The sequence below is a fragment of the Tropicimonas sp. IMCC34011 genome (assembly GCF_003390865.1).
In the GTDB taxonomy this organism is placed as follows: Bacteria; Pseudomonadota; Alphaproteobacteria; order Rhodobacterales; family Rhodobacteraceae; genus Tropicimonas_B.
The window spans coordinates 1-16,924 of the sequence record NZ_QMEJ01000005.1; the positions used below are offsets into that span (position 1 = coordinate 1).

Here is a 16,924-nt window from a genome sequence, read left to right on the forward strand (position 1 = left end):
AAAAAGCACCGCGGGGTGGAGCAGCCCGGTAGCTCGTCAGGCTCATAACCTGAAGGTCGTAGGTTCAAATCCTACCCCCGCAACCATCGTTTCCGACAATGCCCTCGCCATCCGCGGGGGCTTTGTCGTCTCTGCCTCTCCCAATGCCAGGATACCCGCCAGATCGCCGCTGAGCTCGATCCGGTGGCCATCGGGTGCGTCTGCGGCCGGGACCATCCGGATCTCGGAGATCAAGCTGCGCATCGCCTCGGCGGCCTGGACCCGAACTGCTGGGTCTGACAGGGCATTGACGAGATCGTCGATCTTCTGGCGGTAGAGATCGCCTAGGCTTGGGTGCATCCGCAGAACGGGCGGCTCTGGGGCCTCCGCAACCTGGGTTGCGAGGCTCCGCTTGCGATCTTCGAGCCCCGCCATCTTCTCCTTCATCGAGGGGTGATACATGCCGTCCTCGATGGCCGAGAGGAGACCGGCGATCTTCTTCTCAACCTGGGCGAGCTCCTGCTCGGCCTTTGCGCGCGCGGCCTGCGTGTCGGCTTGTGCCGCGTTCCAAGCCGTGCGGTATTCCTGGGCGAAGGTGTCGAGTAATGCAGGGTGGAGCAGGCGTTCCCGAAGACCGGACAGGACCCGCTCTTCGACGGCGCCGCGGCGGATGGTGGTTCGGTTGGTGCAGATGGCGGTTCCCTTGTTGCGTACCGCCGAGCACCCATACCGGGTCTTGTTGATAAGCGTGTAGGTTGCCCCGCAGCATCCGCATTTGATCAGTCCTGAGAGCAGGTAGGTCGGGCGGCGTGCCCGCTCCGGTCTCAGGGCAGCATTCTTGACGCCGGCCGGGTTCATCTCGTCCCGCAGGGCGCCCTGTCGTGCTTTGACCCGGTGCCAGAGCGCGTCGTCCACGAGGCGCAGCTTCGCAATGTCCTCGGTGATCCACATCTCCGGAGGGTTGGGGCGCGCCTGGCGTTTGCCGGTGTCGGGGTCCTTGATGAAGCGCTGGCGGTTCCAGACCCGGCGACCGACGTAAAGCTCGTTGTTCAGAATGCCGGTGCCGCGCCTGTGATTGCCGGAGATGGTGGAGAAGCTCCATCGGCCGCTTCCGGCGCCCGGACTGGTGATGCCTTCGGCATTCAAGGTGGCCGCGATGGCGCGCGCGCTCAGGCCATTGGCGTAATCCTCGAAGATCCGGGCGACGATTGCCGCCTCCTCGGGTACGATCTCCAGATCGCCGGTCTTGATCCCGCCGTCCGGCTGGAGCTCGCGCACCGGTCGGTAGCCATAGCTCCGCCCACCGGCCGATTTGCCGCCGCGCACCCTACCTTCGAGCCCGCGATGTGTCTTGAGGGCGAGGTTCTTCAGGAAGAGGGCCGACATCGTGCCGCCGAGGCCGATATGCATCTCGTTGATCTCGCCCTCGGCTTTGGTCACGAGCGAGACATCGAGAAAGCTCATGCGCTTGTGCAACGCCGCGATATGCTCTTGGTCGCGGGACAACCGGTCGAGCGCCTCGGCGATGATGATGTCGAACCGGCCGTTCATCGCGGCTTGCTGCATCGCCTGGAAGCCTGGCCTCAGGTGCGAGGCCCCACTCATGGCCTCATCGGTGAAGACCTCCACCACCAGCCAGCCACGATCGACGCAGAGCGCCTGGCACACACGGACCTGGTCGGTGATCGACGCGGTCGATTGCAGGTCGCTCGAGTAGCGCGCGTAGATGGCGGCGCGGAGAGGCGCATCGGGTATCATGGATCACTCTTTCGGATCGGAAGCTGCGATCTCCTCGAGCACGGCCTGCTGTGCGAGCAAACGGACGAGATGGCGCAGCGCTGGATGAAACGGCTCCGGCGGTTCGCAAACGCCGGGACGAGACGCACGGTCCAGGGACGGCGCCGCGGGCGGCGTCTCCTCTGGCTCTGCATGTCTTGTCCGGTCCCGTGCCATTGGCCGAGTTTTCCCGATCCCCCGCAGCTGGATGCAGCGGGTGGTTCATGATGGTGTTGATCTGTCCGGGACCTGCCCCGGTGGCTGTTGTCATCATCATACTCTGGGAGATCGGGCAGGGTCGCCGGACAAGAGAGGGAGCTCAGGGGAGATCGGTCGGGTTTCTGTGGAAAACTCGAGGCCGAGATGTGCGGCGGCAGCGCGTTGGCGGAGCCGGGCCGGCGAACATCCGTGACGCTCCCCCGGGCAAAACATTACCAGGAGGGAATTCTCCGGAGTTTGCCGGCTTCGATCCGGGATCGGGCGACGTTCGCCCGAAGTTTGCGATTTGCTTTTGTGCCACCGGGCCGCGGCGCCGCCGTCATTGCCGGGCAATGACGGCGATGCGGCTCCGGATTTGCGAATACGATTTGTGCAAACCGCGGTCGCGCGCCGCGCCATCGCCGCGATTTCGCGATTTCCTTTATGGCAATGCGCTGTGACGAGTGGTGTGATCGCAGCACGATAAGGGCAGGCGCGCCGGTGCTGGGGCGCGCCCACCTTGCGTTCTATTGCGCTGATGCGCCTCCGCCTCACGCGGTGGTCTTCGCGGTGTTGTCCACGGGGAGGCCCGCGAGCCAGGGGTGGAGGTCGGCTTCGGTCAGCTCGCGGCGGTCGACGAGGTGGGCGGCGAGGCGTTCGAGCAGATCCCGGTGGGGCTCGAGGAGCGCGCGGGCGCGGCGTTCGAACCGGTCCAGCCGGACGCGGAGGCGCGTGGCATCGTCCGGGCCGAGGCGCTGCATGGCCGCCGGGCCGAGCCAGGCGTTGCCATTGATGCCAAGCCCGAATTCCCGGTCGAACTGCAACTGGAGCGCCGACGCGGTCGCGAGATCGCTGCTCTCTCCGCCGCCGGCTCCGGCGCTGATGCCGCCCAGAAGCAGGCGTTCGGCGGCACGCCCTGCGAGGACGATCGTCAACTCGGCCTCGAACTCGGGCGCGGTGCCTTCGGTGATCGCGGTGCCGCGCGAGGTGGCGCCGCCCCCGGAGGAAAGTTGCATGCGGCGGACCGGACCGGCCCCCAACAGGGTGGCCACGACCGCATGGCCGCTTTCGTGGATCGCCGCGCGGCGGTCGTAGGCGGGCCTCTGTTCGGAGCGCTCCGAGAGCAGCCGGTCGGGATCGCAGGCCTGGCCCTCCCGCCGGGCCGCCGATCGCCCGGCACGGAGGGCGGCGTCGATGGTGGCCGGGGTGTCGCCCGCGAAGTGCCTCGTGAGCTCCGCCAACTGATCGCCGCTGGCGTCTGGCATCGCCCGGGCCAGCATGTGCTGGATCTGCGCCAGGCTCGGCCGGTCGAGGCTGCAGTGCAGGTCAAACCGGCCCGCCCTGAGGATCGCCGGATCCAGATCCTCTGGGTGGTTGCTTGCGCCGATTAGGAGAACGCCTCCCGCGCGCTGCAGCTGATCGATCTCGCCCAGGAACTGATTGATGACTTGGGCGCGATAGCTCGAGCCGTGCCGGTCCGCGCTGTCCCGGGATCCCGCAGCGTCGATCTCGTCGATGAAGAGCACGCTAGGCTTTTTGCGCAGGGCGTCATTGAAACTGCGGCGCATCTCGCGAAGCATGTCGCCAAGGTGGCCGAAGGTCTGCCAAGTCCCGAAGGAGGTCTCGATCAGGGGCACGCCGGCAGAGGCGGCGATGCCGCGCGCGAGCACGGACTTGCCGGTGCCCGGCGGGCCCGAAAGCAGAAGCGAGTGAGAGAGTTCGCGCCACTCCGCGTCGCCGCGCCGCCAGGCTGAAAGGTCTGCAACGAGAGCCGCCGCAGCGCGGTGCGCCGGGCCGTCGCCGCCGATCTGCTCCAGCGTCATGACGCCAGGCTCCGCGCCCGCAGGCGCGAGGATCTCCGTCAGGGCGCGGGCCGCCGCGGCAGCGTCCGGGGCTCGCAGTGCGGCGAGGAGGCCGAGCGTGTCGAGATCCGCCAGCTCCGCGTCGCTCGGCAAGAGCGGGCGGACATGGGCGCGATCGATCTTGCCGGTCGAGGAGTGAGTCTGCCCCAAGAGCGCGAGCAGGATCTCACGATCGATCTCCGCGAAGCGGATCGCGGGCGGTAGCACCCGGGCCAGTTGCGCCGGCAGCCGCGCCCCCGTCGGCAGCAGGATCATCAGAGGCTGCGGATGCGCCAATGCGGCGAGGATCTCGGTCTCGAGCCGGCTCACGGCGGTCTCGGAGACCCTGCCATGCGTCCCGTCGGCCGGGCGGAGCAGCTGCAGGATGCCGCCCTTCGCCGCGCGCGGAGCGCGCGACTGCGCGGCCCAGCCCTTGGGCAGGAGCAGGCGCCCGATCGATGTCGCGGCGCCGCTAAGCTGCTCGGGCGGGATGCCCTCGATCACCGTGACACTGCCGCGGCGGAGGGTCTCGAGAAAGGTCGCCTCCGTCCTGAAGGTGGCCGCGAGCCGCAACGCGGTCAGGATCTTGCCCGGTTCGATGAACCGTGCGGGCATGTCGGCGCCGGTCTCATCAAGCGTCCAGCCGTCGACGCCTGCCGCGCGCATCGCCTCGAGATCGCGCGAGTCCTGGCGCTGGCTGATCTCGAGCTCGTCGAGCAGCTCGACCACGCTCGGGCCGGGGCGCGGCTCGGCCGGACCGATCCCCTCGCCATCCTCGGTGATGTCGAGATCGAAGGTGCTGTCGGCCTCCGCCTGGCGGAGACGGCGCATCAGGAGGCGCGCAAGGGGCGCCCAGACGGGGCTCTGTGTGGTCTTCGGCATGTCGCGGTGCTCCATGACACAAGAAAAGGGGACGGCTAACGCCGGTTATTTCTTCGGAAAAAAGGGGGGAGGGACGGATGGGGCGCGATCAGTCCGGGGCAGGGGTGCCGGTGTCGAGCCGCTCCAGCATGTCCAGGATCACGGGCTCCAGATCGGCGATGTAGATCTCCGATTTCACCTTCAGCCAAGGGCCATAGTGTTCGGCTGGAACGACGCTGCCCGGATGGCTGCGTCTGAGCGCGGCATGCATCCTCTTCTCAAGGTACAATGCGAGGTGGCCGGTCCGGATCTGGATGCTGCGAAGGATCTGCCCGGAAGGCTGGGCTTGCTCGGACAGGTCGGGGGTCCGCAGGAGCTGCCAGTTCATCCGGCTCTCAGGATTCCGGGAAAACCCGAGCTTCACCAGCGGCGGCAGTCCGGGAAGCTCGAAGCGCATGCAGTAGATGAAGCTCGGGCTCGCCGACCAGCAAACGCCGCAGCCAGCGCAGGTGACGCGTTCTGTGCGCATGTTCACGGGCGCGATCTCCTGCTCGTGCCCGCAGTCGTGGCGGTAGCGGCGGTAGGTCACGCCGTGCTCATGTGCAGGACCGAGCAGCGTCCACCCGGCGGCCGTCGCCTCGGCCTCTTCCTTGGCGCGCTGGCATGTCTCACAGCGCAGCGCGCAGATGCCGGCTGCGATCCGCTTGATCAGCCCGAACTGGCGGCTCACCTCATGGCCGCAGGGGGCGCGATAGCGGCCGCGCCTGGGATCCTGCGGATCGCGGCCCAGCCAGCTGAGGCCGGCCGCCGCGGCATCCGCCTCCCAGCGGGCCGTGACGCAGTGCGGGCAGAGTGGGGTGCTGCCGACCACGACGCTGTGGCGCTTATCATGTTCCTGCCCACAGGTCTGGCACTGCAGGACTACCCGGGCGCGGTCCTTGCAACGCCTCGTGATGTGGAAGCCGTTGGCCTGAGCTTTGGCATGCCAATGCGCGGGGATCGGCATCGCCGCGTCAAGCGGCATGGACGACGGGAGGGTGTTAGTGTGGGGCTGGGTCATGACGAGACTCCGGGATCAAGGCGTGGCCGTCCCGCGGCCTGGACGGGCGCGGAGGACGGCACGCGGAATTGACGTGCGGACACGGGGGGAGGCGCCCGGCGCGACGCGCGCGGGCGGATGTCGGTCTGGCGGGGAGGTCTCGCTAGAGAGCCGGCGCGAGCGTCATCGTGGCGGGCTCGCGGTGCGTGGCATCGTCATCCCACGCTGAGGCGGGATCGTCGAACTCGCCGAGCTCCGCGAGCGCCGCGATCTGGGCGTGGCAGGTCTCTAGCATCTGCCGCACCCGGTCCGCGACCACGCCGGTCTCGACGCAGGCGAAGAGCTCCGCATGGGTACCGAGCAGGGCGTGCAGGGAGGTGAACGCGTCTTCGCTGGGGCTCTCGATCAGGGCGTGGACCAGCATTCCCGACCGCTTGAGAGGCAGGTCCTCGCGCCGGGCAATCGGCGCCGACCCGATGCGCCCCGCGAGGTCGAGTGCCTTGGCCCGGGCGCGCTCGGCCTCCCTCGTCCAGTCGACGAACGCCGGATCGAAACAATCCGCATGCTCAAGGTCGCGTTCGCATTCGATGTATCCGGCGAGCACCGGGATCAGCCGGGAGAACCCGGACGAGATCGGGGTGTGCCAGAAGTGCGCAAACGGTTCAGTCACGCTCGGCGGCGTGATACGCGGGAAGGTAGCCATGGTGATCTCCTTATCCGAGATTGGCGTGGTTAGGGCTGGGCGGGGAGATCCTACCTTCCCCTCAGCCCGTTGCGCATGTGTGCAACTGGATTTAATATGCACACACTGACGATGAATGTCAACTGCACACAAGTGAACACATGGCAAAAACTTCTGCTATATCGGTACGTGTAACTGAAGCAACCAAGCTCGCGGTAGAGAAGGCCGCTGAAGAGGATGGTCGCTCAGTTGCTTCGTACGTGGAGCGCCTCCTCAATGCGCACCTCAAGGAAGCCGGCTATCTGTCAAAGTGAGTAGATCAGTTGTGGCAACCGGAAGTTATCCGACGCGCCCTCGTCCAGTGGCTTGAGATGACGGGAGAAAGCCGCGGGTAATCGGCGCCACTTTCTATGGCCCCGCGCGTCGATGATCCGACAAGCCGTTCTGCCGCACTAGCCCCTCCGGTTCTTGTCTGCCAACTGACCCATATCGGACATTCAGATCCCGGACAGTCCGGGTTCAGCAGGCTGCTGACCGCGGACGGCGAGGGGAGGGCGCAGACCCGGCACGGTCGGCGAGGAGGGGATCGATGGGGGTATCCCCCTCGCGAGCAGGCATGTTGAAGGTTCGGGGCCCAGCCCGAAACTGCAACGGGGTACGCGGTGAGGATCCCGGGCGTGCCGGTCCCGGAGACCCGAGCGGGCGACGATGCCGAGCGATGCCCGGTCGCGTCCTGAAAAGCGCCGGCGGCGCGCGGGGTGTCGAGAGGGGCATCGCCCCTTCGGCCTGGGGTTTCGAAAGGGGACGCGCAGCGGTCCCCTTCGCCGGAGAGGCATAATCAGGCGCGCAGCGGGGGGTTATGCCTAGTAGGTTTTGCCATGCGGAACCCGACGTGGCAGACAAACAGATGATCTTGCTGAAAATGGTGTTTCGGATTTTCGCCGATCGCGCGGATCCTCGGGGTATGAAAGATCTACCCGACACCCAAACCCAGCTTTCCCCGGACGCCAATCCCCGTGCTGTGTCCGTCCGACTTGAATCGCGCACAATGTCGAAAGCCAAGGGCACGCGGCGCCACGACTTCAGGATCGGCAAGCTTCCGAGCTATGTCAAGAAAGAGCGCGTCCACCTCAATCGCATTCTGATGCCGATGCGGCCTCTCCCACAGATCAAGAGGGAGAATGCCGAGCTGCGCAAGAAAGCGGGACGGCAGCGGGCCATGAAGTCGAATGCCGCCGTGATCACCTCCGGCATCATCACGTTCGGTCGCAAGGCAGCGGAGATGTTTGAATCCCTTTCATCGTCCAAGCAGGATGACGCCTTCCGGGACCTCGCCAAGGCCATCGCGGCACAGCTCGACACGTCGCTTGAATCCCTGGTGATCCACCTGGACGAAACCGCGGTCCATGCGCACTTCACGCTCAGGAGTTACACGACCGCAGGTCTGGCTCTCAGCGAGGCCGCCAAGCGTGGGACGATGTCAGGCCTCCAGGATCTGGCAGCCGAGATCATGCAACAGTACGAGCCCGGAATCGAACGGGGCCACCGGAAGTGGGACCGCATCGAGGCGGGAGCGGACCATCCTGATACCCTCCATCGTAGCGTCCGCCAATTGCATCAGGACCTGCCGAGAGAGCTTGAGGTGCTTCGCCGCCAGCGTGACGAGGAGCAACGGGCGCTCGCGGAGCTCTCAAGCCAGAGAGAGGCCGAGCGGCTCGCATTGGATACACTCCTCGCAGAGAGCGGGGACGCCGAGGCGGATCTCAACCTCATGTGGGGGGAACAACAGACCCGGATCGCCGAACTGGCATGGATGAAGGCGGACCAAAAGGCGCAGCAGTCGGAACTCGATGTGCTGAGGGCCTCCGCCGACAAGACGCGAAGGCACTTGGCCGAGCTCGACGCGAAAGCCATCGAGGAGGAGAAAAGGGACAAGCGGCGGAAGACCTACATGGCCCGCCTCGAAAAGAAAGAGGCGGAGATCGCGGCAGGGCAGGCCGACCTCGCAAGAAGGTCTGCGGATACGGCGGCGGCCGAAGCTGCTCTGGCGGAGACTGCGCGCCGTATCGAGGCAAGCGAGGCCGACCTGGCGCTCCGGGAGCAGCGCCAGACCGAGGCAGCAGAGGCGGCACGTCTCGAGGCCATGAAACTGAAGGTCCGCGAGGCTGACGTGACGACGAGGGAGAAGGAGGCGGCGGCGGCCCGGTTCGAATTGGAGACAGAAGCTGAAGAGGTACGGACGCAGAAGTGCGAGCTCGATACCAGCCTCGTGGCCATCGATCATGTCCTTGGGGCGGTCGAGACCGGAGGGATCCGGGTCAAGGACAACGGGAAGATCACCCTGGATGATCCGACGCCAGTGTTGGCCGCGCCGAAGTCCCTTCTGGACAGGTTGATGCCGAGCATCTTCCGGCTCGTTCGAAAGATCGATGCGACAGACAAGCGGGCGTCGCGTGTCGAGGCGATGATGGAACGGGTGCGCCGGCTCCTCCGCCGTCCGGATCTGCCGAAGGACGTCGAGAAAGAGGCAAACGACATCACGCGTGATTGGGACATGTGAAGACCTCGGCCGCAAGCGTTCGAGGCCTGGGGGTGGATCGTTCCGCGTGCCGGGAGCACGCGCCGAGCGCCGCGGTGATGCACGACTAGGCCGTCCCCCCGTGGCGAACCGTCATTTACGTGGAGGCAAGCGGTTGGCATATGTCGGGCGGAAGAGAAAGGACACGGCATGAGGATCAGTGATCGTATACCCTGGCGCGTCGTCCTTCTTGCAGCCACGCTCAGCGGCGCACCGTCTCTTCCGTTTGCATTCGAGCGGGAGGGAGCTGTGGCGACCGTGTCCGGCCGAGCCGAGGTCGTCGATGGGGATGGCCTGCGGGTCGGACCGGTGGCAATCCGTATCCACGGCATCGATGCTCCCGAGGCAGGTCAGACCTGCCGCGCCGCGGAAGGTGGCCGCTGGCCCTGCGGCGTCCAGGCGATCGCGGCTCTCGACGCTATGGCCGGCAACCGGCAGGTCGTGTGCATTGCTCTGGATCGGGATCGCTATGGCCGCATCGTGGCGCGTTGCACCGTCGATGGCGCGGACGTAGCCGAAGCTCTCATCCGGGCCGGCCTTGCATGGGCGTACCGTGAATACAGTTCCGACTACGTCGCGCTCGAAGATCCGGCCCGCGAGAGCGGCCACGGTATCTGGCAGGCACCAACCGAGCCGGCCTGGGAGTTTCGCGCCGACCGTTGGGGCCGAGCTGTCGCCGCTGCGCCAGACGGATGCCCGATCAAGGGCAACATCGCGTCGGGCGGAGAACGGATATACCACACGCCGTGGTCGTCGTGGTACGCGCGGACCGAGATCGACCTGGCGCGGGGTGAACGCTGGTTCTGCGACGAAGCGGAGGCGGTAGCCGCCGGGTGGCGCGCCGCGCGAGGGCGGTAGGTCACCGAACCATTCGATGAAGCGAGCGGCGCGTCAGCAGTCCCATTGGATCGCCTCGCCCGGCCGCCCTGGCCAGAGCATGTCAGGGTGTTTCTCATGGACCCCAGGCGAGCGACAATCGGCTCAAGGCGCGCGCCACGGCGAGCGTCTCTTGGGCGGTCTCGGCAAGAGCGTATTCCCACCGGCAGCCGATCCGCTCCTCCTCCCGGCAGCTTTCGAGTTTTCTAACGCGCATAGGGCGGATCTTCACCGGCTAGAGCTAAAAGAAGATTAACGCGCGAAGCCGAAGCTGCCCTGCACGCAGCGCGCGGCGAAGGTCGGGTTCGAGTCCTGATTACCGATGCCGAGACGCAGATGAACGGCAACTCTCGCGAAATCGCATTGCCATTGGCAAGACCGATCATTCAGTGCGTTCATCGGAGCATTCTTCCAAGCCGAAGCAAGCTCGAAGATCGAGTCAGCCGATGCGCCCCGCGCGGTCCGCGAGTATCTCGACACTCTGGATGAGGCCGCGTTCGGCGCCGCCAGCGAGGTCCAGCCCAAGTTCACCTCGCATTCCGACCCGGCCAGCCAGTGGACGGCAGCTCCCAAGGGTCCGGCGTTCTTTAGTTATTCCGACAACTACCTGATCGACACGGATCACGGGGTCATCGTCGATGTCAAGGCAACACGCTCGATCCGGCAGGCCGAGGTCGGCTCGACCAAGACCATGCTGGACCGCTTCAAGGACAGGTTCGCTCTGCAACCCGAGCGTCTGATCGCGGACACCGCCTACGGCACCGGCCCGATGCTGCGCTGGCTGGTCGAGCGCAAGATCGCACCGCACATCCCGGTGTTCGACAAATCGGGACGCAGCGACGGGACCTAGACCCGTGCGGCAGACTTCGAATGGGATGCCGAGAACGACCAGTACATCTGCCCCGCGGGTCACGAGCTGAAGCAGTTCCGCCGGAACTATTCCGACCCGAACCGGGGTCGACCTATAAAGGGACGGCCCGCTATCGGGCGTTGAAAGAGGTCTGTCAGGCCTGCCCATCGAAGGCGAAGTGCTGCCCGAACGCGGACGTCCGCAAGATCACCCGCGAGGAGCATGAGGACGCCCGCCAAGTCGCCCGCGACATCTCCAAGACCGACCAGTACGTGATTTCGATGAGGCTGAGGAAGAAGGTCGAGATGCTCTTCGCCCACCTCAAGCGCATCCTTGGCCTTGGAAGGCTCCGATTACGTGGCCCGAGCGGCGCCAACGACGAATTCCTCCTCGCCGCCACCGCCCAGAACCTCCGAAAACTGGCGAAGATCCCTCCCGCACCGCAGCAAACGAGAAACGCCTGACAGGAAGAGCGCTTGCGCCGACGCGAAAGACCAAGATTCTGCGCTCGCGAACGGGTGTTTTTCCACAGAACCGGCGGTCAGCCGACCTTCGCTGCGGACGCCAAGGTGTCCCGGCCGCCCTCAGGAAGCGGACATTCAGCGAGGAACCCGGCCGATAGCTTCATGGACGACACGAAGGGCGGAGAGCCACCATTCGCTGCGCCTGGCCCGAAGGTCGCGGATGGGTGGAGAGCTGCCGTTCGCCGCATCTCAAACGAAAGACCGCTTTCGTTCCGAGAGCCGAGACGCATCCGATCATATTACAGACTGAGCTACTCTGTTAACAGCATCGAAGCGTATGGAGAGAAGCGCGGACGTCACAAGATGCTGACAACCAAGCACTACGCTGATATTGAGGTGCAAAGTTGGAGATCGCATGAACCCAATAACGCTAGCTAAGCACGAGTTTCTTCTCGATGGCGCCGCATATTTCTCCGACAAGCTCGACCTCTACATGACTATCAAGCACTCTATCTCCACAGAGCTTGCCGTTGACGTTACAGAAATTCGAATCTGTGGTAGCGCATATTGGGGGCGTCGATTTCGAGACGGATCACCATTTGAACCGGGAGTGTCCGACCTGGACGTTGCAGTCATTAGCCCCCTGATCTACTGCCGCGCAATGGCCGAGACCCGAGACCTCACAAAGAATTTCTCGGATCAAACCTCTTTTCCTAAAGCATCGAAAAGACTCTCCTCTTTTGAGGAGTTTCAAGACTATGCCTTTCGGAAAGGAATAATTCGAATTGACCAGCTACCCAATACTTTAACTCGCCGATTGATGATGGCGGCTTCAGAGAGAATATCACGGGATTTTCTTGATCACTTTGAGAAAATTACTTTCTCTATCTACGATTCAACAAGCTCATTTGCTGTGAAGCAAGCTGGCGCCGCTAAAAAGTTTAGGGAATAGATATGCTGAGATACCATGTTCGATCGCGAGACCTTGTAGCTGTGGTAGATGACCTCCGGGCGGGTAAGCTTATATTGAGCCCGTACTTCCAACGAAACTTGGTTTGGAGGGATGTCCATAAAAAGGACTTTATAGACACAATTCTTCTTGGTCTTCCATTCCCTCAAATATTCATCGCCCAGGGCGATATCGATGTGGAGACACTGACCAGTCGCTCCGTAATCGTAGATGGACAGCAGCGAGTGAATGCGATCAAAGAGTTCGTTTCTGGCGATTTAGAAGTAAACGGCAAAACCTTCAATCAGCTTGAAAACAAGGAAGAGTTCCTGCGCTACCAGGTGCCGGTTATCGACTTGGAGCTGAAGGCCAGTGACCCGCAAATAATTGATATATTTAAGAGACTTAATAGAACATTTTACGCGCTATCGTCAATTGAAAAGATGTCAACAGAGTACGCTACAGTCGATTTGATGCTCATTGCTAAATTTGCCTGCGGGCTCTTACGTTCTATTGAAGATAGCGATCAGGAAGAAGAAGAGTTAGTCGATTTACACCCACTTATGCCAGAGGATTTTCTGCCGTGGGCATCAAGTTTTGACATGACAAACTTCCAGCGCTGGCTACTGAAGACCAAGATCTTTACGGAGTTCGAAATAGCGCGAGTTGTGCATTTGATGTTCACTCTTAATATTATATCGACTGTCTATTCCGGATTTTTCCCTCGGAACGATAAGACCCGAGAGTTCTTAGAAGATACCCAGGATCGTTTTCCTTTCAGGGACGAAATACTTTCTGGCCTGGAAATGGCTGCCGAAACCTTTCTAAAAATCGATCTGCCGAGCGATTCGGTTTGGTATTCAAAGTCAAATGCATTTAGCCTCATGGTGATCTGTTTCTGGCACAGTGACGCACTTCGCCGAAAAGGGGTTGATACCGTAAAATCTGCTCTCATGGACCTTGCTGACAATCTTCCAGACGACTATGCGCTGGCAGCTCGTGAGGGGGTCAATAACAGAAAGCAACGAATTACCCGGCATGAGAAGCTAGCAGAGGTTCTCGGCGTTTCTACCGATGAACGTAGGCTTCAATAGGAACTTAGGTTATACCGAATGCTCCCCTGATAAACATACTAAGCGATAAGGCGCGATCGACTGCGAAGTATTGAAGGGTTGAAGCGGGCATCCGCTGCACCTGCTACCAACGGCAACTTCGGGCCGGAAGCTATGGTCGCTGCTGTCCGCTACGTGGCCGGCTGGCTGCGACGCCGCAAGTCCGCTTGGAGCCCAAACTGATCGCAGCGATGGTTCGTAGACCAAGCCGCGTTCAGATCATCTCTGAATAGGCGCGAACATCGAGCATAGGCGCAGTTCCGATCGCCTGGAGCTGCGCGATCAGCTCCAGTAGGAAACGCGTTGCAGCCTTGTCGATCTGGTTCACCTCGAAATCGTCGTCCCGGCGCGTAAACCAGCCGGCATTCGCGACGCAGCCAAGATCGATCAGGCCTTCCGCCATGTCCTGCCGGAGATGGCCAATCAGGGTGTGGCCGAGCGGCGGTGTCCACCCTGCGCCGAGCGTAAGGATGCCTGCTAGGATATGATGGAGCGGCTTGGGCCGCGAAGGTCCTTCGATCGTCTCCGCGGATAGGCTGGTGCGATGAAGGCGGCGCACAGATGCCGCTTTGTCACGCGCGTAGCGGATATGGTCGGCGGTCAGTTCCTGCTTGGCTTCGAACACAGCATAGACGCTCTCCGCCGGGACGACGTCGGTCCCTTTAAAACTGAACACGAACGGCGAATATTGGCGGTCGTGAATGATGATGTCGATCTGCTGGCTAAAGACGCCTTTGCTATCGACGACGAAGCCTTTTCGGCTTTCGTATCGGCGCGGCAGATAGCGGTTGAGTACGTCGTTCCAAACCTGTTCGCTCGCATCTCCCTTTTCCGTTGGGTGCCCGAGTTTTCGGGCGGTCGCGAGTTCACGTTCGATCTTGTCGTGAAAATCGGCAAAGAGGACGGCGAGAGACCAGTCTGACGTCATTGAAACACGGTCTTCCAATAGCTGTTTAGCGCCGAACGCGCGGCCACTGCGAGGGCGGCTTTCTCGTCGGTCGTTAAGGTCGCCGATACGGCATTGTTTGTATTCGAGGGATCGATGAGCCTGCGTGTCTCGATTGACTGATCGATAGCGCGAAAGACGGTGACGACGTTGGCCTGTACGGCGCCGCCTCGCGCGCCGGTCAAGGCATCGATCACGAAGAGCTCGAGGTAGAAGGACGGCCAGTTCAGCCCTAGGCGATTACGCCAGATCTTGAGCAAGCGGATCTCGTTGATCCGTCCAGACCCGGAGACGACACGAATATGTTCGTTGATGTTCGTCTGGAGCCAACTGCTGGTCTTGTTGCTCCACAGGCTATGATAGTTCCCGTATTGATCCTGCCTGCGCCCCGGGGTCACGTCGACCTTCCAACCGCCAACTCTGATGCCGATCGAGACATTTTGACGCCGCGGCGCGTAGCCCGCTTGCGACAAAGCGTTGAAAAGCGTGTCGTAGATCGACTGGAGCGGTTCTCTGAGAGACGACGTCAGGGAAATGAAAATGTCAATGTCAGTGCCGCCATGCACCGCCGTGCCTTTGGCAAAGGAACCGCTCGGGCGAATATCAACGATATACTGGTTGCCCCAGCGGCGGAGTACCGGGTCGATTGTGCCTTGGACGCCGCGCACAGGCGAATAGAGGCCCGTGTCCATGTGGTACCGCGCCAGCACCATCCGAATATGCTCATCGATTCCCACCATCGTGGCAGAGTACAAGACTAATATTCGTTTGTCGCGTCCGATGCGGCTTAGGGTCCTCCGACCTTGCCGCATGAACGGTTCCTAGCAACGTCGAATGTCCGGAATCGTCCGCAAGGTGTGAGTTCGGTGTTACCGCGATCTCGCAACCGCAGCTAACGGCCGGTTCGGCGTGCCACGCTGCGGCATTCAGAGAAGTGATGAACGGCAGATGTGGGCCGACCGCTGCGCTTCCGGCTGAGGTCCCACACCCGCGCATCAAGCAGCGCACTGCGTCACATCCTGGGGCTGCGAACGGCGGGTTTGGGCCGGGTGCGACGGAGGGAGACCGAGCAGGTGACGGCAACTGCGATCACAGCGATCGCACGCAGGCTGATCGTAGGCTCGCTGCAATGGTCGCATTCGGAGCGACTGCCGTCATGCGGCTCCGGCCTGAATACAGTTGCCGGCAGATCGGGCCCGGTTCATTTCTCTGTCGAGCTCGGATCTTCATCCGGCTTGGGCACGGTAGTATCTTCCGATGCCGCATCGCGCTGGAACTGCGGTCCGCGGCGTCGGGCGCCACGGGATCTGGCCGCGCCCACGGGGGCGGGCACCGCAAGGAATTCGGCAAGGTTGAACTTTGGCTTCATGGAAAACATGGTCATTGAGGTATGCCTTTTATAGCGAAGAATGTCGCGCTGATTAACTACATATGGGAATTCGGAAGCGGTTTTGTAAGCTACGCCCGTTCAAGCATCCTCAATTCGGCGCTTCGTCCGCTCAGCGGAACCTGGCTGTCGGAGAATGCTGCGCGACGCCCGAGCGACCGCTTCGGTAAAGCCGCGCCGCAGCGATGATCTGCCCGGCGAACGGCAGCTAAGGGCCGGGAGCGACGGCCGCCGCTGCCTGCCAGGCGCACGACCCGTTGCGTCACCGCATGACCGCTCCGAGCCCATATAGCCAGACTTCTGCGCCACGGCGCATGTCGGAAACTTGAAAGACCTCAAATTGCCGACATGGAGAGTATTGCCTTCGGATCGCAATCAGTGCGCGACGTCGGCGAGGAAGGTCAGTAGTGCGTTGTTCACCTCATCGGGTTGTTCCTGTGGCGCCCAATGGCCGACGCCGTCAAGAAAGACGGGTTCGCGCAGTTGCGGGACAAGGTCGCTCTGTCCGGCAATGATGTCTCTCATGCCGGGTATTGTCAGCCCCGTGTCGCGGGTCCCAACGATGTAAAGCGCCGGCACGTCCACGGTTCGGCCAGCAAATGCCTTCTGAAGGTGCCAGTTGCGGTCCAGATTGCGATAGAGGTTCAGCGGTCCTCTGAAACCGCTTTTTGCGTAGTCGGCTACGAAGGCGTTCAGATCCGACGGGGTCAACCAGTTTGGCATCTGGTTGGGCGTCGGCAAGGGTGTAAGCAAACCATCCTGGCGCGACACCATCGCAAATGGGTTTGGCGTTGCATCACCTGCCTGCCTTGGACCGGCTACTCCGGAAGCCGCGTAGAAAATCTTCAGAAGTGTTATGCGCTCGTCCTGCTCAAACTCAGCCTCTGCGATGCCCGGCTGCTGAAAATAGAGTGTGTAGAAGAGGGCTTCGTCCGTTGCCGGAAAAATCTGCGTCGGCGGCACCGGCGGCTGTGACATCATCGGCACGCCGATCGCAGCGACGGCCGTGAACCGGTCAGGCCGCAGAAAAGCGGCCTGCCAAGCCAGTGTGGCGCCCCAGTCGTTGCCCACAATGACAGCCGACTCCTCACCCAGCACGTCAAGCAACGCCACCATGTCGCCGACGAGCGTCTGGAGTGCGTAGGCCTCCACGGGCTCTGGTGCGTCGGTCCCGCCGAAGCCCCGCAGATCGGGTGCGACCACGCGATACCCTTTGGCCGACAGCGCATCGATCTGATGCCTCCAAGCATAAGCTGATTCTGGAAATCCATGGCAGAGCAACACCATGGGACCAGTCCCCTGATCTGCGATCCGCATCCGTAATCCATTAGCTTCGACGTCGCGATAAGGCATGTCGGTCATATCATCTATTCCTTTTGAATGGCT

Annotated in this window: 14 protein-coding genes, 1 tRNA gene and 1 pseudogene; 7 read left to right on the top strand and 9 right to left on the bottom strand. The window is 62.6% G+C overall.

Going from position 1 to position 16,924, the window contains the following annotated elements; genetic code table 11:
• Positions 1 to 9: 9 nt before the first annotated feature.
• Positions 10 to 86 (top strand) — tRNA-Met (locus tag DQG15_RS14460).
• On the opposite strand, the gene DQG15_RS14465 is transcribed toward DQG15_RS14460, so the two are convergent.
• The 4 genes from DQG15_RS14465 to DQG15_RS14480 form a co-directional block, all read right to left on the bottom strand.
• Positions 43 to 1,737, bottom strand: a complete 1,695-nt coding sequence (locus DQG15_RS14465) for a recombinase family protein (RefSeq protein WP_116087220.1) — start codon at positions 1,735 to 1,737, stop codon at positions 43 to 45. The genes DQG15_RS14460 and DQG15_RS14465 overlap by 44 nt on opposite strands.
• A gap of 767 nt (positions 1,738 to 2,504) precedes the next feature.
• A complete protein-coding gene (locus tag DQG15_RS14470; protein WP_198665162.1) occupies positions 2,505 to 4,676 on the bottom strand; it encodes an AAA family ATPase in 2,172 nt (723 codons plus the stop codon).
• 88 nt (positions 4,677 to 4,764) lie between these two features.
• A complete protein-coding gene (locus tag DQG15_RS14475; RefSeq protein WP_232830868.1) occupies positions 4,765 to 5,715 on the bottom strand; it encodes a GIY-YIG nuclease family protein in 951 nt (316 codons plus the stop codon).
• A gap of 142 nt (positions 5,716 to 5,857) precedes the next feature.
• Positions 5,858 to 6,397, bottom strand: a complete 540-nt coding sequence (locus tag DQG15_RS14480) for a hypothetical protein (protein WP_116086414.1) — start codon at positions 6,395 to 6,397, stop codon at positions 5,858 to 5,860.
• Positions 6,398 to 6,537: 140 nt separating this feature from the next.
• Between DQG15_RS14480 and DQG15_RS18650 the strand changes: the two genes are divergently transcribed.
• The 3 genes from DQG15_RS18650 (at position 6,538) to DQG15_RS14490 (ending at position 9,812) form a co-directional block, all read left to right on the top strand.
• A complete protein-coding gene (locus tag DQG15_RS18650) occupies positions 6,538 to 6,690 on the top strand; it encodes a hypothetical protein (protein ID WP_232830869.1) in 153 nt (50 codons plus the stop codon).
• Positions 6,691 to 7,340: 650 nt separating this feature from the next.
• Positions 7,341 to 8,936, top strand: a complete 1,596-nt coding sequence (locus DQG15_RS14485) for a plasmid recombination protein (RefSeq protein ID WP_255415148.1) — start codon at positions 7,341 to 7,343, stop codon at positions 8,934 to 8,936.
• A gap of 168 nt (positions 8,937 to 9,104) precedes the next feature.
• Positions 9,105 to 9,812, top strand: coding sequence for a thermonuclease family protein (locus DQG15_RS14490; protein ID WP_116086418.1), 708 nt, complete (start codon positions 9,105 to 9,107; stop codon positions 9,810 to 9,812).
• Positions 9,813 to 9,906: 94 nt separating this feature from the next.
• Here DQG15_RS14490 and DQG15_RS18255 read toward each other — a convergent pair whose 3' ends face one another.
• The gene (locus tag DQG15_RS18255; protein ID WP_157969010.1) at positions 9,907 to 10,047 is read right to left on the bottom strand and encodes a hypothetical protein; all 141 of its coding nucleotides are present in this window, start codon (positions 10,045 to 10,047) and stop codon (positions 9,907 to 9,909) included.
• 225 nt (positions 10,048 to 10,272) lie between these two features.
• Here DQG15_RS18255 and DQG15_RS14495 point away from each other — a divergent pair.
• The 3 genes and pseudogenes from DQG15_RS14495 to DQG15_RS14500 all read left to right on the top strand — a co-directional run.
• A pseudogene (locus tag DQG15_RS14495) lies at positions 10,273 to 11,144 on the top strand (transposase); the annotation flags it as partial.
• A 415-nt stretch (positions 11,145 to 11,559) separates the two neighbouring features.
• Positions 11,560 to 12,096: a hypothetical protein gene (locus DQG15_RS18260; protein ID WP_157969011.1), complete on the top strand. Its 537-nt coding sequence runs from the start codon at positions 11,560 to 11,562 to the stop codon at positions 12,094 to 12,096.
• A gap of 41 nt (positions 12,097 to 12,137) precedes the next feature.
• On the top strand, positions 12,138 to 13,187 hold the full coding sequence (locus tag DQG15_RS14500) for a DUF262 domain-containing protein (protein WP_157969012.1): 1,050 nt from the start codon (positions 12,138 to 12,140) through the stop codon (positions 13,185 to 13,187).
• A 232-nt stretch (positions 13,188 to 13,419) separates the two neighbouring features.
• Here the strand turns inward: DQG15_RS14500 and DQG15_RS14505 are convergent, their stop codons facing one another.
• The 4 genes from DQG15_RS14505 to DQG15_RS14520 form a co-directional block, all read right to left on the bottom strand.
• Positions 13,420 to 14,133, bottom strand: a complete 714-nt coding sequence (locus tag DQG15_RS14505) for a DUF6602 domain-containing protein (protein ID WP_116086422.1) — start codon at positions 14,131 to 14,133, stop codon at positions 13,420 to 13,422.
• On the bottom strand, positions 14,130 to 14,891 hold the full coding sequence (locus DQG15_RS14510) for a nucleotidyltransferase domain-containing protein (protein WP_157969013.1): 762 nt from the start codon (positions 14,889 to 14,891) through the stop codon (positions 14,130 to 14,132). The genes DQG15_RS14505 and DQG15_RS14510 overlap by 4 nt, the downstream gene beginning before the upstream one ends.
• Before the next feature lie 461 nt (positions 14,892 to 15,352).
• Positions 15,353 to 15,535, bottom strand: a complete 183-nt coding sequence (locus DQG15_RS18655; protein ID WP_116086426.1) for a hypothetical protein — start codon at positions 15,533 to 15,535, stop codon at positions 15,353 to 15,355.
• 378 nt (positions 15,536 to 15,913) lie between these two features.
• Positions 15,914 to 16,900, bottom strand: a complete 987-nt coding sequence (locus DQG15_RS14520; RefSeq protein ID WP_116086428.1) for an alpha/beta fold hydrolase — start codon at positions 16,898 to 16,900, stop codon at positions 15,914 to 15,916.
• Positions 16,901 to 16,924 lie beyond the last annotated feature (24 nt).